15 protein-coding genes are annotated in these 19,638 nt (G+C 42.3%); 9 read left to right on the top strand and 6 right to left on the bottom strand.

Annotated features, from left to right (window positions below):
- Window positions 1–183: 183 nt before the first annotated feature.
- From DUN60_RS21485 to DUN60_RS21470, 4 genes are read left to right on the top strand one after another with little or no spacing between them, the layout of a single operon-like run.
- Entirely contained in the window at window positions 184–3,951 is a 3,768-nt protein-coding gene (locus DUN60_RS21485; protein ID WP_114635392.1) for an ATP-binding protein, read from the top strand.
- A complete protein-coding gene (locus DUN60_RS21480; RefSeq protein ID WP_114635391.1) occupies window positions 3,948–4,589 on the top strand; it encodes a condensin complex protein MksE in 642 nt (213 codons plus the stop codon). Before DUN60_RS21485 ends, DUN60_RS21480 begins: the two co-directional genes overlap by 4 nt.
- On the top strand, window positions 4,590–5,828 hold the full coding sequence (locus tag DUN60_RS21475) for a hypothetical protein (RefSeq protein WP_102290488.1): 1,239 nt from the start codon (window positions 4,590–4,592) through the stop codon (window positions 5,826–5,828).
- Complete coding sequence (locus tag DUN60_RS21470) at window positions 5,828–6,688, top strand: DUF7281 domain-containing protein (protein ID WP_114635390.1); 861 nt, start codon at window positions 5,828–5,830, stop codon at window positions 6,686–6,688. Before DUN60_RS21475 ends, DUN60_RS21470 begins: the two co-directional genes overlap by 1 nt.
- A gap of 79 nt (window positions 6,689–6,767) precedes the next feature.
- Here DUN60_RS21470 and gcvP read toward each other — a convergent pair whose 3' ends face one another.
- The 3 genes from gcvP to DUN60_RS21455 form a co-directional block, all read right to left on the bottom strand.
- A complete protein-coding gene (gcvP, locus tag DUN60_RS21465; RefSeq protein ID WP_114635389.1) occupies window positions 6,768–9,647 on the bottom strand; it encodes an aminomethyl-transferring glycine dehydrogenase in 2,880 nt (959 codons plus the stop codon).
- 89 nt (window positions 9,648–9,736) lie between these two features.
- On the bottom strand, window positions 9,737–10,117 hold the full coding sequence (gene gcvH / locus DUN60_RS21460; RefSeq protein ID WP_017074376.1) for a glycine cleavage system protein GcvH: 381 nt from the start codon (window positions 10,115–10,117) through the stop codon (window positions 9,737–9,739).
- A gap of 51 nt (window positions 10,118–10,168) precedes the next feature.
- Window positions 10,169–11,461 (bottom strand): serine hydroxymethyltransferase, encoded by a 1,293-nt coding sequence (locus tag DUN60_RS21455; protein WP_017074375.1) that lies wholly within the window; start codon window positions 11,459–11,461, stop codon window positions 10,169–10,171.
- A 441-nt stretch (window positions 11,462–11,902) separates the two neighbouring features.
- Here DUN60_RS21455 and DUN60_RS21450 point away from each other — a divergent pair, with 441 nt between their 5' ends.
- The 3 genes from DUN60_RS21450 to DUN60_RS21440 all read left to right on the top strand — a co-directional run bounded on the left by DUN60_RS21450 (window position 11,903) and on the right by DUN60_RS21440 (window position 15,477).
- Window positions 11,903–12,526 (top strand): helix-turn-helix domain-containing protein, encoded by a 624-nt coding sequence (locus DUN60_RS21450; protein WP_017074374.1) that lies wholly within the window; start codon window positions 11,903–11,905, stop codon window positions 12,524–12,526.
- A 493-nt stretch (window positions 12,527–13,019) separates the two neighbouring features.
- Window positions 13,020–14,153 (top strand): glycine cleavage system aminomethyltransferase GcvT, encoded by a 1,134-nt coding sequence (gene gcvT, locus DUN60_RS21445; protein ID WP_114635388.1) that lies wholly within the window; start codon window positions 13,020–13,022, stop codon window positions 14,151–14,153.
- A 265-nt stretch (window positions 14,154–14,418) separates the two neighbouring features.
- Window positions 14,419–15,477 (top strand): S1 family peptidase, encoded by a 1,059-nt coding sequence (locus DUN60_RS21440; protein ID WP_114635387.1) that lies wholly within the window; start codon window positions 14,419–14,421, stop codon window positions 15,475–15,477.
- A 92-nt stretch (window positions 15,478–15,569) separates the two neighbouring features.
- Here the strand turns inward: DUN60_RS21440 and DUN60_RS21435 are convergent, their stop codons facing one another.
- Window positions 15,570–15,896, bottom strand: coding sequence for a hypothetical protein (locus DUN60_RS21435; protein WP_065206070.1), 327 nt, complete (start codon window positions 15,894–15,896; stop codon window positions 15,570–15,572).
- A gap of 201 nt (window positions 15,897–16,097) precedes the next feature.
- Here DUN60_RS21435 and DUN60_RS21430 point away from each other — a divergent pair, with 201 nt between their 5' ends.
- The gene (locus tag DUN60_RS21430) at window positions 16,098–16,415 is read left to right on the top strand and encodes a helix-turn-helix transcriptional regulator (RefSeq protein WP_065206071.1); all 318 of its coding nucleotides are present in this window, start codon (window positions 16,098–16,100) and stop codon (window positions 16,413–16,415) included.
- Window positions 16,416–16,508: 93 nt separating this feature from the next.
- On the opposite strand, the gene arfB is transcribed toward DUN60_RS21430, so the two are convergent.
- The gene (gene arfB, locus DUN60_RS21425; RefSeq protein WP_004730912.1) at window positions 16,509–16,919 is read right to left on the bottom strand and encodes an alternative ribosome rescue aminoacyl-tRNA hydrolase ArfB; all 411 of its coding nucleotides are present in this window, start codon (window positions 16,917–16,919) and stop codon (window positions 16,509–16,511) included.
- A gap of 87 nt (window positions 16,920–17,006) precedes the next feature.
- Between arfB and DUN60_RS21420 the strand changes: the two genes are divergently transcribed.
- Window positions 17,007–17,612, top strand: a complete 606-nt coding sequence (locus DUN60_RS21420) for a beta-phosphoglucomutase family hydrolase (RefSeq protein WP_114635386.1) — start codon at window positions 17,007–17,009, stop codon at window positions 17,610–17,612.
- Between the two features lie 36 nt (window positions 17,613–17,648).
- Here the strand turns inward: DUN60_RS21420 and DUN60_RS21415 are convergent, their stop codons facing one another.
- Window positions 17,649–19,553, bottom strand: coding sequence for a sensor domain-containing diguanylate cyclase (locus tag DUN60_RS21415; protein WP_114635385.1), 1,905 nt, complete (start codon window positions 19,551–19,553; stop codon window positions 17,649–17,651).
- Window positions 19,554–19,638 lie beyond the last annotated feature (85 nt).

Below are 19,638 nucleotides of genomic sequence, written 5' to 3'. Positions count from 1 at the left end.
CGCTAGTAGACTCGTTACACTCGGCTCTTATGGGTGTTGAGGCATTTCTCTTTTAAAATGCCTCTTAACTCTAGTGGAAGTTGGAAGCGCAAATAACGGACTAACTTAATGGCAGCCGAGTCAGTAAGTTTGTCGTAAATCATTCACTAGCCGAGGGGTTGAGAATATCTCTACCGCACTGTAATGAAAGAAATAAATAAAACTGAAACGAAGAGTTCAAAGCTACTAGGAATCGTACTTTTTCACTCATTTATCCCTGGAAAGTTATTCAAGGTCAAAGCTATTGGGCATAGCAACAATACAGGTGATAACGGAGCTGGCAAGTCTACTTTATTAAGCTTATTACCTGCGTTCTATGGAGCCGATCCAAGTAAGCTGGTGGACAGACAAGCGGATAAAGTTTCCTTCGTTGATTACTATTTACCGACTCCAAAATCTGTCATCGTATTCGAATATGAAAAGCTTGGTGAGAGAAAGTGCTCTGTAATGTATCGGAATGGCTCCAGTGTCGCCTATAGATTTTTGACGGGAACCGCTGAACAATTGTTTTCTCAGCATTTGTACGACGAGCTGATTAAGCAAGGAAGTGAAACTCGAACATGGCTTAAAAACGTTGTGTCTCAGTCAATGTCGGTAAGTTCGCAAATAGAAACAAGCGTCGATTACCGCTCAGTAATTCTAAATAACAAAAAGCGTTTGGCCCATAAGCACCGTGCGGGTAAAAATTTAGTTGCAATCGCTCATGAGTATTCGTTGTGTTCTGCGAACCATAACATGAATCATATCGATATTTTGACGGCGACAATGATGCGCCATAAGAAAATGTTGAGTCGTTTTAAGACGATGATTGTAGATTGTTTCTTGAACAATACATCGATGGACGATGTCCCATATAAGAAAGAGTATATCAACCTAGCAAATAGCCTAGACGTATTTGTTCAACTAGACACTAAAAAGAGCAAGTTCGATGAAGCAGTTGCAAATAAAGACAGCCTTGAAGAGTACATCAAGCAATTAAACTCGTACCGAGCTCAAATCTCTTCTTACCTGCATCAATTGGCATTTAGTGACACTCAGTTGTCAGACAAGATTCGTTCGCAGAAGGTGCTGTGCAGCTCGTTAGTCGGTGAGAGGAAAGATCATCTTCAAAAGCTCGACACTGAGTTAAGCATCCATCGAACTGAGTTTGAAAGGAAATCCAAGGTTATTGATGCTATTTACAATAAGCGTGACAAGTATGAAAGTGAAGATGATATTTTAGGAAAAATCACGTTTTACAATAGCTTGAGCGATATGCTGAAGGAAGCGGAATCGGCCCAGAACCATTACGACAATCTACTGGAAGATGTACAAACAGAAGAAAGTACATTTAACGCTCAGGTTCAAAAACTGGAACTCGAATGTTCGGATTTCCGCTCTCGCAAGCACCAAGAAATCAATATCATACTTAAAACTAAGGAAAAGATATTCGAGCACAAGTCTGACCGTATAGAGGCGCTGCAAAGTGACCTTCTCCTTGAAAGAAAAAGGTTGCAAGATGAGTTCGATGAACAGTCTGAAAAGATAAGACAAGAACAAGTTCGACTTGCAGTTCTTGAAGGACAATCTCTTGAGTTCACACAAGAACAAAAGGGTGAATTACGTAGTCTGGAAAATGATCTTGAGGGTAAGCGCCAAGACCTTAGAGCTTCGCAAAGTGTAGTAATTCATTTAAATGAACAACTTCGTCAAGCAACCAAAACTCATGAGGACAGTCTATCGGCTTACCATGCTTGTAGGGATGAGCTGAAAGAAATCTCAGATGAAATCATTTCTGTAAGTCGTGCATTGTTGCCTACAAAAGGGTCACTCAACGAGTTTTTAGAACAGAAAGTGCCTGACTGGCGTTGCAATATAGGTAAAGTAATCGCCCCTAACTTGTTAAATTCAAAGAATCTAAAGCCAATTTTTGACCTCGATACGACTGAGTCAATGTTCGGTCTTCATCTGGATCTTGATTCAATTGCGCTTCCTGATTTTTGTCTTAGTGAAGAAAAGCTTTCAGAGCGTCTAGATATTTTAAAAATTAAAGAGTTGGAAACAGAAACACGCAAAGAGAAAGCTAAGAGTCGAGCCAAAAGTGATGAGCAAGAAACAGAGAATCTTCAGAAAGAAGTAAAAATTCAGAGTCAAAGATCAAAAGTCTTTGAGGATGAACTGAGTAAGCTTAGCCTCCTAAAAGATCAAAAAACAGGCCAGTTTGAAAGTGATGCTGAAAGTCGTACATACGAAGTTAAGAAACAAAAAAGCGTACTAGAGTCTGATTTTTTTACCATTAAGTCCGAGTTGAAAGCAAACCTCGAAAACGAAGAACAGCGCCACCAACAGGAGCGTGTTCAGGTAAAAGCTAACTTTGACTATAGGTTGTCAGAAGAAGACGCGAAAAAAAGTGCTATTGAAGCTTTGATCAAAGATAAAGAAACGGTCACTTCAGACAGAATCAGAGACTGCAAGTTAGCGTTCAACCATGCGTTGATGAATAAAGGCGTAGATCCAGTCAGTATCGAGAGTGCCAAGTCGAAGTGGTGTGCGCTCGAACGCCAGTGTGAGGAGATCAAATCTTTTCAAGCTTTAATTATCGACTATCACACTTGGCTCGAAGCAGAATGGAAATATATTGATACTTATAATTCTGAGAAGCTGGATTTAGAGCGACAGATCGCGAGAGGCGTTGCGAAGAGAGACGATTATGAAAAATCGGTGGGCAGAAAAATCGATGACGTAGCGACTTCAATTAAATTGGATGAACAGGAGCTAATTTCAGTCAAGGAGGCTATAGGGCAGCTTACAACTTGTACCAATAACTTGGAAAAAGCAGTCGATGAATCAGATTTAGCTAGCTTAGAAGATGTATCTGTAGATTTAGAGTTTCATTCTGTTGAGCATGCCGTAAGTCTAGTGACAGACAAAATCACTGCTATTAACACGCTTAAGAAAGAAATCGTTAGTAAAGTAAAAGATGTAAGTAACACAATCTTAGGATTGGACGACAACAATGAAATAAAAATGATGTGGGAGCAGATGCGCTCTGCGACCATGACGAAGCTTTCAGAAAATTATGACTATGCTATCAACTACGATAGTCCTCAATTTTCCCTTGCTTGCTTGGGAGACCTTGAAGAGCTTGTCCTAAACGTGATTCCAGATGTTAGGGACGTTAAAATTGAAACTCTTCGTTCAATCTCGACTCAGGTTTCTAACTACCACCAAACCCTTAAACAGGTGAATAGTAAAGTAGATTCAGTTTCGAGCACTTTGGACAAGTCGATTGAAACAGGCAATCCTTTCCCTGCTATCGACAGCATACACATCAAACTATCAAGCAAGATCCATACTTTTGATCTTTGGAAAGACCTCAATCTCTTTAGTGTAGAGTTGGATAGATGGTCAGGCGAAACCTCAAGAGGTCTACCTTCCAAAGCGTTTCTTGCTTCTTTCAAGCAATTGTTGGCTTCATTTAAAGAGGCTCGGATATCTAAGAACCTAGAGTCTTTGGTCGAGATGGAGATAACGATTGTTGAGAATGGACGCCCAGCAGTGGTTCGAAATGATGAAGATCTAGAAAAGGTCGGCTCCGAAGGGATTTCCAAACTAGCTATTATCGTTGTTTTCTGTGGGATGACTCGATTCTTGTGCCAGGATGAAGACGTTGTTATTCACTGGCCGCTAGACGAATTAGGGAAAATCTCTATTTCTAACTTAGCTATTTTATTCGACATGATGGCTCAAAAAGGTATTTGCTTGTTCACTGCTCAACCAGATCTGCATCCAGCCACTTACAAATACTTCGCGACTAAAAATCACATAGTGAAGAATGTAGGTGTTAAATCATTTATTGGCGGACGTAGAAGTAAAGTCAATCCATTGCTTTCTGAGTCGAAGCAAAATCAGTCTATAGAGGTGGTTGAATGAATAAGTTCGAATCGGTTTTCCGACTGCTCATGAGTAAAAAAGTGATCTGTGAGTATGCGACTCCTATTGAGTACACATATTTATCCGATACCAGAAATCGAAGTGACATGAACCAATACTTGTCTCGAATAAGTATGACAACAGTCGAAACACAAGACGGGCTAGGTTTTTACTGTGGATACGAGAACATAGATAACACACGTAAGAAAAACGAAGTTCTCAAAGACTTTGAAGTTTTTTCGCAGACAATGGAAGGGATAATAGCTTGGGTAAAGCTAGCCCGAAATATTGACTCAGACTCAAGACCTATAATGGCTGGTGGCAAACTATCGGAGTCAGAGTTACTCGCAGCAATAGAGGAAAGTAACTCTCTTCAAAATCAGCTTGATCATATTGCACATAAACTTAAAAGAGCTCATAAAAGCAAAGAGAGCAAAACGAAGCTGAGGTCGATCTTAGATTACCTTGTCCAAGAAGGATACTTTGTATCTCCATCCTCAACTGGTTCTCTTTTTATTGCTACAGCGAAATGGTCGTTGCTTTATGAGACTTTGGAGTTTATCGCTACTAATGAAGGGATGCTAGAAATCGAAGCTGATGCTGAAAACCAACTAGATACTCAAATGGGGTTAATTTAGATGTCTCGACAGGTGGAGTCAAAAGAAGCTGTACGAGCGCTGAGTACTCATACTGAGGTAGTAGACGAGGCTTGCTATGAGCATGCTGGAGTACTTCATTATAGTGAAAGCAATAAGGCTGCAATCGCTGCGCTTACAAAGCATCAGTTAGCGTATGACTTAGATGATGAACATGGAGTCCAAATCCATTCGTCTGTTAAGCGTTTACTAGATAGGGTGACTAGCCGTTATAGATTCAGAGAACGTCATGGTGAGTTTTCTAATCAGATTGAAAACTTGGACTATGCCGTTGATAGTTATAGACGAGTTAAGGATTTCAATGATGATAAAAAACAAAACTATTTAGATGAAATTCGAGAGATAACCGTCGAGATAAATGACGCCTTGGTTGAGACTGTGTCTTCTTTTCATAGGATCGTTGCGGATGAATTTAGCATGGTCACGGATGTTGATGACAAAATTCGCCAAATCGGTCGATGCAAACGTGAGATCGGTAGAATCAATGATATCTTCGAGCACTTAAGTGTGAAAAAGCTTAGGGAGTGGGTACAAACTGATATTCATCTTGAGAGAATCCTTCTTAAGGTACTTAAATCTAAAATTGATCTAGCATTGAAGGATTTAAATGTATCAAACAAAAAAATGGTCGATATGTTGGCAAAGCTTCAGCGAGATAAGAAATCGTCCAAGCTTAATCGTATTATTGATGTTTTTGCAATTAAATTCCAAGATGACAAAACCTTCTCTCCATCCATAGATTCAATTGAATGCTTGCCTGACTGCTTGTCTCAGGTTTCGGAAACGGAAGTACGAGCCTATGGAAATACTAACAGTGAGATCCAAGCTGATGACTTAATCGATTTGGCAGTGAGGGCTCTTGCTAGCGGTGAGCGGAAGAAAGGTAAAGCTTCAGATTTAGACAGTATCGAAGTCATGGATGTCCGTGAAGATGAGGAAGAGTTTGAACTTAATGAGGTAGACGAAGCGTTGGAATTAATGTTTGAGGCTATAAAAACTGATCTGAACATTCTCCCTCTGTCTGCTGCGCAAAGCTATATGATGTTTGACCTTAATATAGAATTAGAAGACTGGCTTTTATTGGTCGATGGATACATTAGTGCGCAAAAAATTGGTTTGAAGAGCATTGTCCAAATCAAGGAAGAAAGAGAAGTAATACTTCCTTATGACGGTAATGTGATTATTAGTGACATTGTTTTTGAAGCAATCGGTGGTGCTTAATGATGTTATCTCGATCGTTAATTAATGCAGCTAAGAGGATTGTTGCCAGTTCTAGGGAGAGGATATCTGCCAACAAGTCCAATACTGAAGTTTGCAGACTAGTGGAAGTAGGGACTGTCAGTGGCAATTCAATTCTCGTATCCCGCTCCGAATTGAGGGAAATTGATAATTATTTTACTTCTGCATTGGGGCAAAATTTATTGACCTTTCAACAGTGTAGTAATTCAAGATTGGACGCAGCAGGCCCTAGTATTAATGAGAAATCAGCTAAAGGTGGTGTATTTCAGCAACTAATTAGCTTAGCTGGTAATGTGAATATCCCGTTAAAGAACCAGCCAGATGTACTGAAAGAAGCTAGCTATATTGTTTCTGTAGAATTGGATGACCTTGATTTCCAGCGTTTTAGCCGTGTCCTCATTATTGAAAATGGTGAACTTATTGTTCGATGGAGAGATGTCGTACACTCTTTACCTGTGGAATGGCAATCCGCAGTGCTCGTCTACCGTGGTCACGGAAAGAACCAAAAAGACCTACCTACCATGATTGAGTGCTTTGACAGCAATGATGTTGAGGTGGGTTTTTTCTTTGATTACGATCCAGCAGGCTTAGACATGATCGACCAACTAAGTAATGATAAACACTATTGGATTGTACCTGTCGAAAATCTGGAGTTGTTTCGAAGTATCAATAAACTAGATGAATTTTTGAAACAACTAGAACAGCTTGATAGGCTAAAGAACAGAGTTGTTAGCGCATCAATACGAGAGCATTTAACTTTCATTGAGGAGAATTCACTGGCAATAACTCAAGAGCACTTGATTAGAAATCAGTGTTCTCTAGTAAGTTGTAATCTCAAGTAGTCAGTTACTGTCCGTAAATCGGGCTAAACAAAAAAGCGAACCAAGTGGTTCGCTTTTGTTTATCTAAAATCTACAAAAATTAGTCTTCGTAGTTGTCGATGCTTGGGCAAGAACAGATTAGGTTACGGTCGCCGTATACGTTGTCTACGCGGTTAACTGTTGGCCAGTACTTCGAGTTCTTGGTTGCTTTCGATGGGAAGCAAGCCAGTTCGCGAGAGTAAGGGCGATCCCATTCTGCGCCTGAAAGGTCAACTTGTGTGTGCGGTGCGTTCACTAGAGGGTTGTTGTCTAGTGGCCATTCACCCGCTTTCACAGCTGCCATTTCGTGACGGATTGCGATCATCGCTTCACAGAAACGGTCTAGCTCTTCTAAATCTTCTGATTCAGTTGGCTCTACCATTAGTGTGCCAGCTACTGGGAAAGACATAGTCGGCGCGTGGAAACCGAAGTCCATTAGACGCTTAGCAATATCTTCTTCGCTGATGCCTGTGTCTTCTTTCAGTGGACGAATATCGATAATACATTCGTGCGCTACGCGGCCATTAGTGCCACGGTAAAGAACAGGGTAGTGAGGACGTAGTTTCTCCATCACGTAGTTCGCGTTCAGAATCGCTACTTTCGTTGCGTCTGTTAGGCCAGGTTCGCCCATCATTGCGATGTAAGCCCAAGAGATAGGTAGGATTGAAGCACTACCTAAATCTGCTGCTGATACCGCGTAGTCAGAACCTTGTACACCGTTTTCGATGTGACCTGGTAGGAAAGGTGCTAGGTGCGATTTAACGCCGATAGGACCCATACCCGGACCGCCACCACCGTGTGGGATACAGAATGTTTTGTGTAGGTTCAAGTGAGATACGTCTGAACCGATGAAGCCAGGTGAAGTTAGACCTACTTGAGCGTTCATGTTCGCGCCGTCTAGGTAAACCTGACCACCCGCTGCGTGAACTTGTTCACACACTTCTTTCACTTGCTCTTCGTATACGCCGTGCGTAGAAGGGTAAGTGATCATGATGCTTGATAGGTTTTCTCTGTGCTTCTCGATTTTCGCTGCTAGGTCTGTCATGTCGATGTTGCCATCTTCATCACACTTAACAACCACTACCTTCATTGAAACCATTGATGCTGTAGCAGGGTTAGTACCGTGCGCAGAGCTTGGAATCAGACAAACGTTACGGTGAGCTTCACCGCGGCTTGCATGGTAACGTTGAATTGCGATTAGACCTGCGTATTCGCCAGATGCACCAGAGTTTGGCTGTAGTGAGAAATCGTCGTAACCAGTGATTTCACATAGCTTCTCTTTAAGATCTTTTGCTAGTGCCGTGTAACCAGCCGCTTGCTCTAGAGGTGCGAATGGGTGAATAGAACCAAACTCAGGCCATGTTACTGGAATCATCTCAGCAGCAGCATTCAGCTTCATCGTACAGCTGCCCAGAGGGATCATGCCGTGCGTTAGTGAGAAGTCTTTGTTCTCAAGCTGTTTTAGGTAACGCATCATTTGCGTTTCGCTGTGGTGAGTATTGAATACTGGGTGAGTTAGGAACTCTGATTCACGACGGCAGTTTTCTGGAATTGCTGCAAACTCGTTTGATGCAATGTCAGAAGATAGTGCTTGAATGTCTTCTTTCACGTCGAAGATTGCGAACAGTGCGTTCACGTCGTCGATCGTTGTTGTTTCATCTAAGCTGATACCGATTTTACCAACAAGTCGACGAAGGTTGATGTCTGCTGCTTGCGCTTTCGCGTACAGTGCATCTGTCTTGTCTTCTGTGTTCAGCGTAATAGTATCAAAGAAGCTGTTGTTCGTTAGCTCGTAACCCGCTTTAGTCAGGCCAGCCGCTAGGATAGCTGTCATGTGGTGTGTACGACGAGCAATAGTACGTAGGCCTTCTGCACCGTGGTAAACCGCGTAGAAAGACGCCATGTTTGCTAGAAGTGCTTGAGCTGTACAGATGTTCGATGTCGCTTTCTCGCGGCGGATGTGTTGCTCACGAGTTTGCATTGCCATACGTAGCGCTTGGTTACCGTGAGTATCGATAGATACACCGATTACACGACCTGGCATTGTACGCTTATGCTTTTCACGAGTACCCATGAATGCAGCGTGTGGACCGCCGTAACCCATAGGAACGCCAAAACGTTGCGCTGAGCCGATTACTACGTCTGCGCCCATTTCGCCCGCAGGCTTAAGTAGAGCAGAAGCAAGTAGGTCAGTAGCAACTGTAACCAGTGTTTTGTTAGCTTGAGCTTTCGCGATGATGTCTGTTAGGTCGCGAACTTCACCCGTAGTACTAGGGTATTGAAGAAGCGCACCAAATACGTCTTGCTCTGGAAGTGTTTCAAGAGCACCAACCATTACTTCAAAACCGATGTACTCAGCACGAGTTTTAACAACTTCTAGTGTTTGAGGGTGAACATCGTCAGCAACGAAGAATACTTTGCTCTTGCTTTTACCAGCACGCTTACACAGTGTCATCGCTTCGCCAGCCGCTGTCGCTTCATCAAGAAGGGATGCGTTCGCGATTTCCATACCTGTTAGGTCCATTACCATTTGTTGGTAATTGAGTAGAGCTTCAAGACGACCTTGAGAAATCTCTGGTTGGTATGGTGTGTAAGCTGTGTACCAGCCTGGGTTCTCTAAAACGTTACGTAGAATAACGTTTGGAGTGAATGTGTTGTAGTAGCCTTGGCCAATGAAAGTACGTTTCACTTGGTTTAGGTTAGCGATCTCTTTAAGAGAGGTCAGCATGTCCATTTCGCTCAGTGGCGCGGCAAGTGTCATTGGTTTTTCAAGACGGATTTGTGCAGGAACCGTTTCGTCGATCAGTGCGTCTAAGCTAGTCGCGTTGATCGCTTCAAGCATTTTTTGCTGGTCTGCTTTATTAGGGCCGTTATGACGAGCAACAAACTCGTTTTGAGTACCCAAGTCTTTCAGTAATTGGCTTTGAAGTAATTCAGTCATGATATGTTCTACTTTCTCTCTGGAGCCGTGAGCTAGCCCCTAAAATTAAGCTGCTCACAAGAGCAGCTTTATCGTAATGAGGTTACCTATTAGTCTTCTTCTACAGAGCTTAGGTATTCTTCCGCATCTTTAAGGTTGTTTAGTTCAGACGCATCAGACATCTTCACTTTAACAATCCAACCACCTTCATAAGATTCTTCGTTAATTAACTCTGGGCTATCTTCTAATTCTTCGTTGATTTCTACGATTTCGCCAGAGATTGGTGCGTAGATATCAGAAGCTGCTTTTACTGACTCAACGAGAGAGAAGCTTTCGCCAGCTTCAATTTCGTCTCCAGTGTCAGGCAGGTCAACAAACACAACGTCACCTAGTAGCTCTTGAGCGTGCTCAGAAATACCGATAGTTACAGTACCGTCACCGTTGTCTTTTACCCACTCGTGGCTGTCTGCAAACTTTAGTGTATTGTCCATTGCTTATTCTCCAAAAATTTATGAGGTTTTAATTTAAATCTTAAAAACGGTTTAACGGTAAAGAGGGAAGCGCTTGCAAAGCTCTTTAACTTGCTTGCGAACACGTTGCTCAACTTCAGCATTGCCTTCAGGGCTTTCAACTAAGCCATCAAGTACATCGCCGATCCATTCACCGATAAGTTTGAATTCTTCAGTGCCAAAACCACGAGTGGTTCCAGCTGGCGTGCCTAAACGGATACCAGAAGTAATCATAGGCTTCTCTGTATCGAATGGTATGCCATTTTTGTTACATGTGATCCCAGCACGCTCTAACGCTTCTTCTGTTACGTTACCTTTCAAGCCTTTAGGGCGAAGGTCTACCAGCATCAGGTGTGTGTCTGTTCCGCCTGTCACAATGTCACAACCGCGAGTTTGCAACACTTCAGCGAGAACTTTTGCGTTATCGATCACTGAATCAATATAAGTATTAAATTCTGGGCCAAGAGCTTCGCCAAACGCGACTGCTTTCGCTGCGATAACGTGCATTAGTGGGCCGCCTTGTAGGCCTGGGAACACTGCAGAGTTAATCTTTTTGTTGATGTCTTCGTGGTTAGTCAGAATCATGCCGCCGCGTGGGCCGCGAAGTGTTTTGTGCGTTGTTGTGGTTACAACGTGTGCGTGTGGTAGTGGGCTCGGGTGAGCACCTGTCGCGATAAGACCTGCGATGTGTGCCATATCTACCATTAGGATAGCGCCAACTTCGTCAGCAATTTCGCGGAACTTAGCGAAATCAATAACGCGTGGGATAGCACTACCACCAGCAATAATCATTTTAGGTTGGCTTTCGATAGCTAAAGCACGAACTGCTTCGTAATCGATTTCTAGAGTATCGCGGTCTACGCCATATTGAACGGCATTGAACCATTTACCAGACATTGCAGGGCGTGCACCGTGTGTAAGGTGGCCACCAGCGTCAAGAGACATACCCAAAATAGTGTCGCCAGGTTGAAGCAGAGCAAGTTTAACTGCACCGTTTGCTTGAGCGCCTGAGTGAGGTTGAACATTAACGTAGCCACATTTGAATAGTTGCTTTGCGCGTTCTATAGCGATAGCTTCAACGGTATCTACGTGCTCACAGCCACCGTAGTAACGACGACCAGGGTAACCTTCTGCGTATTTGTTGGTTAGGCAAGTGCCTTGAGCTTGCATTACTGCTTTAGAAACAATGTTCTCAGAAGCAATAAGTTCGATTTGTTCGTTTTGACGAGTGTTCTCTGCTTGGATTCCAGCAAATACTGCGTCGTCAGTCGCAGATAGGTTCGTAGAGAAAAAGCTGTCTAAGCTATGGTTTTGGTAAGCGTTCATTATCGAGACCTTTCATTAAGCTAATGGTGATTGTTTTTATAGTCCATTAGGTCTTACGTTGATTTCTGCATTGGTATCGTTTGCGCTATATAGGTATAGATAAACGTGAATTGCGTTATAAATATACTCTTACAGCGTCTAAGCGATCGTTGTAGGGTCAATGCAGCACGAATTGTTTCCCAAAAAGTTCGGGTAAAAAACAGCTCTTACAAATGTTAAATCTATCATTTGCTGCAAGCTGAAGTAGCATCTCTTCATCTAACAAGTCGATAACATAGCTCCGATAAAATCAATTTTCAACAAAAATTTCCAATAGGAAACAACTTTTCTTGTTTTGCTACGGGGAGCACGCTTTATTTCTGTGTGTGCTCTTTAATCAACAAAGCGCTTCATGCAACAATGAAATGAATAGACAGGATGTAAAAATATAATGAGGGACCTATGTCAGAAGACATTTATGATGAGTACCCATCTTTAACGTTAGCGAAAGAAACGTTAGACCAGAATATCGAACCTCTGAGGCTTGGCCAGCGTATTAAAGATATACGCAGCAAGCTTGGGATTACGTTAGAAGAAGCTAGCCAAAGAACAGGTTTGGCTCGCTCTACGCTCAGCAAAATTGAGAATGAGCAAATCTCGCCAACCTTTCAGGCTATGCAAAAACTAGCGATGGGCTTACAAATAAATATGCCCCAACTGTTTGAGCCACCAAGGAAAAAGGTCGCAACAGGGCGTCGTGACTTAACTAAGGCTGGCCAAGGTAAACCTCACCCAACCCCAACGTACGAGCATGAACTGCTTGCAACAGAGCTTTCTAATAAGAAGATGATGCCGTTTAAGAGCCGCGTGAGAGCGCGTACTTTTGAAGAGTATAACGATTGGGTACGTCACGACGGTGAAGAGTTTTTGATGATCATCTCTGGTGATGTGATGTTCTACTCAGAATTCTATGAACCTGTGCCAATGAGTGAAGGAGATAGCATGTATTACGATGCCAATATGGGTCATATGCTAATTTCTACCAGCGCAGAAGACGCGCTCATTTTGTGGGTGACAGCAAAATAAATTAACAAAGTTGGAATTTCTTATAGTGAATGCAACCGTTTGCTTTTGTTTCTAACGTTGTTCAAAAGACGCGATATTGATGTGATAATCATCAATATCGCGTTTTTGTATGTATCGAAAAATTGTTTTTAAATTGTTAAATGTCACATTTTGAACTGTTTTACTATTGTTAAGGGTGTAAAACTGACTCATGCTTGTTTATTATAGTGAACACGGTTTACTCATGTTGATTGAAGTTTACTGAAGTGAATTCTTAGAAAGTGACTTGTAGAGCTTTTGTACAGCTAACCTGATTTATCAAGCTAACGATATAAGCCTATATAAAAGACATCACTTTTTACTATCTACTGTTTCTAAAGTTAAGACGTCAAGGTGACTAACGCGAATACGCTGAGGTGACTAATGATGAGACTTATCGTTAGAAGCGACTCTAAATAGAGATATAAGCGGCAGACTCGATTTGAAAAGCCTGCAACGCTTCATGGAGAAGAAAATGACTCAAGAACACGCTAATCAAGACCTACTTACAACACCACTGCATGCACTTCATGTTGAAGAGGGTGCAAAAATGGTTCCTTTCGCTGGCTACGATATGCCAGTTCAGTATCCACTAGGTGTAAAGAAAGAGCACTTACACACTCGTGATGCTGCCGGTCTTTTTGATGTTTCTCACATGGGGCAACTTCGTCTTCATGGCGTAAACGCAGCAGCTGTCTTAGAATCTTTGGTTCCTGTAGATATTATTGACCTTCCTTCTGGTAAGCAGCGCTATGCGTTCTTTACTAACGAGCAGGGTGGCATTATGGATGACCTGATGGTGGCTAACCTAGGCGATCACCTGTTTGTTGTTGTTAACGCGGCTTGTAAAACACAAGATATCGACCACCTAACTGCGCACCTTCCAGCTGACGTAGAAATGGAAGTGATTGATGATCGCGCTCTATTAGCACTTCAAGGCCCTAAAGCGTCTGAAGTTTTAGCTCGTTTCCAACCAAGTGTTGCAGACATGCTGTTCATGGATGTTCAAAAAGTGGATATCGATGGTGTAGAGTGCATCGTGAGCCGCAGTGGCTACACAGGTGAAGATGGCTACGAGATTTCAGTACCTAACGATCACGCTGAAGCACTTGCTCGTAAACTAACATCAGAAGCAGAAGTAGAGTGGATCGGCCTTGGTGCTCGTGACTCACTTCGTCTTGAATGTGGTCTATGTCTATACGGTCATGACCTAGACACAACGACAACACCAGTAGAAGCTAGCCTTCTATGGGGTATTCAAAAAGTTCGTCGTACTGACGGTGAACGTGCAGGCGGTTTCCCAGGCGCTGATATTATCCTTGAGCAAATCGTAACGAAAGATGTTCAACGTAAACGTGTCGGTCTAGTGGGTCAAACTAAAGCCCCAGTACGTGAAGGTGCTGAATTGTTCGATGCTGAAGACAACAAGATTGGCGTTGTAACGAGCGGTACTGCGGGTCCTAACGCTGGCAAGCCTGTTTCTATGGCGTACGTTCGTACAGACCTAGCAGCAATTGGCACTGAAGTATTCGCTGACGTTCGTGGCAAGAAGCTACCAATGACAGTAGAAAAAATGCCTTTCGTACCTCAACGTTACTACCGTGGCTAATCTCTTTTAAGAGAAACCACTAAGCTAAATCAAAGCCTATTGTTTGCTTCTCTGTATTTGAGGGTGTTAACGGTAGGCTTTTTTGTTTTTCGCAACGTATAAAACTTAGGATGATTGGCTGAGATAAGTTGTCGATAAATCCGTTTATAAAATGAGAGATGTGGCCATATCGTTGCAAATACTTACTATACTCAGGGTTACGCCGTGTTATGGTGTCCACATATCATTTTTATAAATAAGTCGTAGCGGTTACAAGGAGTTAACTATGAATGTGAACTATGCAGTGAGTCCGGTTCGTAAAGCCGTTTTAGGGCTTTTAGTGCCATTGATTTACACATCAAGTGTTATGGCGACAGAAAACTCGGTCGAAAGTACTCCTAATACGGGTGTAACACCTTATATCGTGAATGGTAGCAATGCTTCGGTCACTGAGTTTCCTTCGATGGCGAGCTTGTTCATTGATCGTATTGATTATGACGGTGTTTACTCTACAGGCCCTTACTGTGGAGCAACAATTTTAGATCCAACGCATATTCTGACGGCAGCACACTGTATTTACGGCAATGAAGAAGGGCAGTTATTTACGGTTGTCGTTCCTCAAATTGAAGATACTTCTCAGTTTCCTAATGGGAACATTCAAAAAGCGCGAGTCTCAGAAGTTTACTATCGCAGTGATTATTCAAATGCGTTGAGTGATCTATTACGCAATGATGTTGCTATTCTTAAGTTAGAAAACGCACTTAATATCGATTCAGTTAACGATGTGGTTAAGCGCCCTTCCGATGAGAGTTACCGTGTTGGTGTTAATGACTTTGTTGCTGTTGGGCATGGTGATACACGATCAGGCTTTGATGGGACAACTTTGTTGCAGAAGGCTGACTTGAATTACGTAGACAACGCTACTTGTGCTTCAGCCTTTACTGACGGTTCAGCGTTAACTGATAATCAAATCTGTTTTGTTGGTGACAGGGCTACTTCTGGTTTGTACGGTGGTACGTGTCAAGGCGATTCAGGCGGCCCAGTGTATTGGAAAGATGGTGCTGATTACAGACAAGTTGGTATTACCAGCTTTGGACCAGATACTTGTGGTGGAAGTTCAACAGTAACGTCTGTATTTACGGAAATCCAAGACTATGAAGCTTGGATTGACAGTGTTATTGCTGGTACTGAAACCGCTAAGTTTGTTTCTACTGATGCTAAGCGAACAGCTTATGTGAATGCACGTACATCGACTGGCTCTGGTAGCAGTGGTGGTAGTGTTTCATTTGGTTTGCTAGGTATGCTGATGTTGTTCGCGGGTCTTAGAAAAACCGTGTTACGTTAGAACTTCAATGTTGTGAACAAGTCGACGCTGTATCTAACGATAGCGTCGACTTTTTTATGTCTGCAGGTTTAGCTGTTTAGTCATTTACCCGCTTAGTTGCTTAGTTCTACAACTGCTTTACGGCTGTACCTTTCCAGAATCTCGTCCATCTCTTTTATTGCATCGTTGATGCTTTTAATACCGCCTTGCGCGACATCTTTTTCATTTTGGTTCAACGCAGAAAAAGCCTGTCTTAATTCCTTGTCTTCCAACATGTTCCCGTGCAACAACACTTCTTTGTAAGTGAGTAGTCTATGCTGTACCGCGATAATTTGATTGCGAGTATTTTCTGATTCTAATGCGTGCTTTATGCAAGGAAATGCCAATGTATAGCGATTCGCAATTTCCAATTTCACGTCTTCATTATTCGCAATTTGCAATTTTTCTTATTTCCCAACACTTGAATATTCAAGTTTACTAGCCTGTACGCTCACGACCGATCTAAGTGTCAAAGTTTATGAAACGTAACGTTTTTTAATAATCGAATAATATGCCTTTAATGGCGTATGTAAACCGTTGCGAGTCAATATGGTCTGCTTCTTGCTGAAATTAGGTCATAACTGTCTATTGAGGATAAGCTTATGTCACAAGAACCCATAATCATGGCGCTGATTGATCGTAGGAAGCTCGCCAATTTGTCCCAGGAAAAATTAGCCTCAAGCGCGGGAATGAGTTTAAAAACTTATCAACGAATCGAGCGTGGTGAAGCTGATATCAAAATGTCTCAGTATCGTTCGCTCACGAGGACGTTGAAAGTTACCGATTTAGATGTGGTACTGGATGTTGTTGGCGCATCACAAGCGACAGCGGAAGACGTAGCGGCGGTCAGTCGTTTACTGACCAGCGAAGAGCGCATGTTGTTAATCAAGCTGATTTTGTCGGTCAAAAAGCAGCCGTAGCGTTTTGGTCTAATAGGTATCGTCTTTTCTCTAAATAAATAGAGTTAGAACGGTTGTTTGATGGGTGACGTGTTCACTGATGACATGAAACAATTATTCTACTCTTCCGCGCAGTTGCTTGGTGGTGCTTCTTTGTTTCTTTCCTTCTAAACGTCTTTTCTGAGAGCCACGCGTCGGCTTAGTCGCTCGTCTTACTTTTTGAACTTTTGTTGCTTCCAAGATAAGTTCTTTCAAACGCACCAAAGCATCATCACGGTTTTGTTCTTGAGTTCTATACTGCTGCGCCTTAATGATAATCACGCCATCTTTAGTGATGCGGCTATCTTTGTGTGCAAGCAGTTTCTCTTTATAGAAATCTGGTAGGGTGGAGTGCTTGATGTCAAAACGCAAATGTATCGCGCTCGATACTTTATTGACGTTTTGGCCGCCGGCTCCTTGTGCTCTGATCGCGGTTAACTGAAGTTCCCAGTCTTGAATCGAAACAGAGTTAGATATTTGTAACATAAACATCCATTTTGAACGGTAATATGGGGTCATGATACTGAATATTGGTTATGGTATCAGTAACTTTCTCAAACAGTGGTAGTAGTGATGAAAATAGATTTAACGGCATATGATGGATTAATCTTTGATATGGATGGTACGTTGATCGATACGATGCCAGCACATGTAAAGGCGTGGCAGCAAACGGCTGAAGAATTCGGTTTTCATTTTGAAGCGTCTTGGCTGCATAGCTTAGGTGGCATGCCGAGTTATAAGATCGCCAGTGAAGTGAACAGTAAGTACGGTTTATCGCTCGACCCACAAGCGGTTTCTACGTTTAAGATGGCGTCGTTTGCGGCTATTGAAGATAAAGGGGATATTATCCCTTGTACTCATTCTCTGTTATTAGAGCATTTAGGCAGCAAAAAGATTGCGGTTGGAACGGGCAGCCAACGTAAAAGTGCCGAACAGTTGTTGGACAAAACAGATATCTTGAGCAAGCTCGATATCCTAGTGACAGCAACAGATGTTAAGAATCACAAACCCAATCCAGATACCTTCTTAGATGCGTGTTTTGGTATGGGATTACAGCCAAAGCAGTGTGTTGTGTTTGAAGATACGAACTTAGGTAAGCAAGCTGCTCATGCTGCGAACATGGATTGTATTCTGGTGGTAGAAGGGAACAAGTTAGAGTTTTATCCGGCCCCAAGTTGATCGAGAGCCTAACAAGAGTGCTTGTACTGTCTATTGTTAGGCTATTTCACTCATTTCTTTGTCTAGGAATAAGCATACATTGTTTCTACCTGCTGCTTTAGCTTCGTATAACGCTAAATCAGCGCACTTGTAGTTCAGTGCTGGATCGTTGGTGATGTTAGTAATGCCGCCACTCACAGTGACTACGTTATCGAGTTCAAGGCTGACTGCAATTCTCAGCCTGTTGAGAACGTATTCAGCTCCTTCCGTTGTTGTGTGAGGCAGAATAACACCAAACTCTTCGCCACCAATGCGAGCAACAAAATCTGTTTCACGGCATTCACGCTGAAGTACTTGAGCGACTGTTTGAATGACTCGATCACCGTAATCGTGCCCAAATCTGTCGTTAATGCGTTTGAAGTAGTCAATATCCAAGATAGCTAAGCAAGATTGCTCGCGAGTAGGGTAACGATTAACACGAGAACATTCGTCACGAAGTTCAAGGTCAAATTTTCTTCGATTCCAGCAACCAGCTAATGCGTCTTTTTCACTTAGATTTCTGAGCTTTTTTTCGAGTTCTTTGTGTTTACTAATATCAACAAAAGAAGCGACGTAAAACTGAATCACATCTTTCGAATCTTTGATGGTTTGGATTCGTAATATTTCAGTGATCAAAGACCCGTCTTTACGGCGATTGACCACTTCGCCTTCCCAAACTCCCGTCTTAGTGATAATGCTCCACATCTTGATGTAGAACTCTTGATTGTAGCGACCAGAGGCAAACATCGAAGGCTGACGTCCTTTTACATCTTCCAAATCGTAACCACTCACGCGAGTAAACTCTTGGTTTACTTTGATGATTCGGTTATTTCGGTCAGTAATTACCAAGGCTGACATGCCATTCATCGCGGCTTTAGCCAGTTGGCTATCGATGCTGTTCTTTTTATGGTTACTGTTCCAAAGCACAAAACCTGCTGAGATCATCGAAATTAAGAAAGATAAGGTAATGATCTGCACGAATATGGCTTGTTTTTCTTGTCGGTATTGGCTGCTAAATTGTTGGTTTTCAACATGAAGAACCAAATAAATTGGTCCTTTAAATTGCCTTATTTTAGGGCTGATATCTGAGTGAAAATACCAGTTTTTACCATCAAAGTAGCTAGAAGAGGTATTTTCTTGAATGGCTTTCCAAAGCTCTGGGTAAAGCTTCGCATAGGTTTTATCTGAACGAGATTCAATAAGATGCCCAAACGATTCTTCGATATCAGGGCCCATGATGACATGTCCGGTTCTGTTAAGAATGACAGGGACGGCTGATGATGTGCCGATTTGATAAAGAAGGCGGTCGTAGACCTCGAGCATATTAAGGTTAGCAATAAAGTAGCCAATAATACGATCTTCTGAGGCGACGGGTGTCATTATCCTTAAGGCTGGCATCAAAGGATGGACGACTTCACCATTCTCAATCTCTAAATCGATACCGTTGGAGCTTACTTCTCCAATCTTCAGTCGGTGGAGGTCTTTAAAGTAGCTACGAGCTGATTTGTTCTGCAGTTTATTCTCAGGAACTATTGTCGCTTTATTGTTGTTGTAGTTGATACGGTAAACCTCGTTACCTTCTAGGTCGAGGTAGCGAAGTTGAGAATAGTATTGTTGTCCGCGAGCTAACATCACCCACAGATCTTGCAAAGCTTGTTTATGAACAATTGATGGTTCTTCAATTGCGCGAAGTAACGTTTGAGAGTCTGCGATGGAAGGAACAGAATTAGATATTTGCTCAACAATAACGGCCAGTTCGTGAAAACTGTATTCGATTTGGTTTTGGCTAGACTGCTTAATATTTAGAGTATGCTGAGCATCAATTCTGTCAAGTTCAGAATTGATGTAGAGGGCAGGGACTAATCCTAGGGCAAATATGGTGCATAGAAATTGGCTGACTAGTTTTTTTATACTCGTATTCATCACTGTCCTCAAAGAATCAGCGCAATACTATATATTTTATGGGGTTTTTAATGTGATCTTAACCCAGAACTTAAAACAAGATTTG

Origin of the sequence: Vibrio splendidus (genome assembly GCF_003345295.1) — a bacterium.
Classification (GTDB): domain Bacteria; phylum Pseudomonadota; class Gammaproteobacteria; order Enterobacterales; family Vibrionaceae; genus Vibrio; species Vibrio splendidus_K.
Note: the sequence above shows the minus strand (reverse complement) of the source record. Positions and strands in the feature narration are given on the sequence as shown.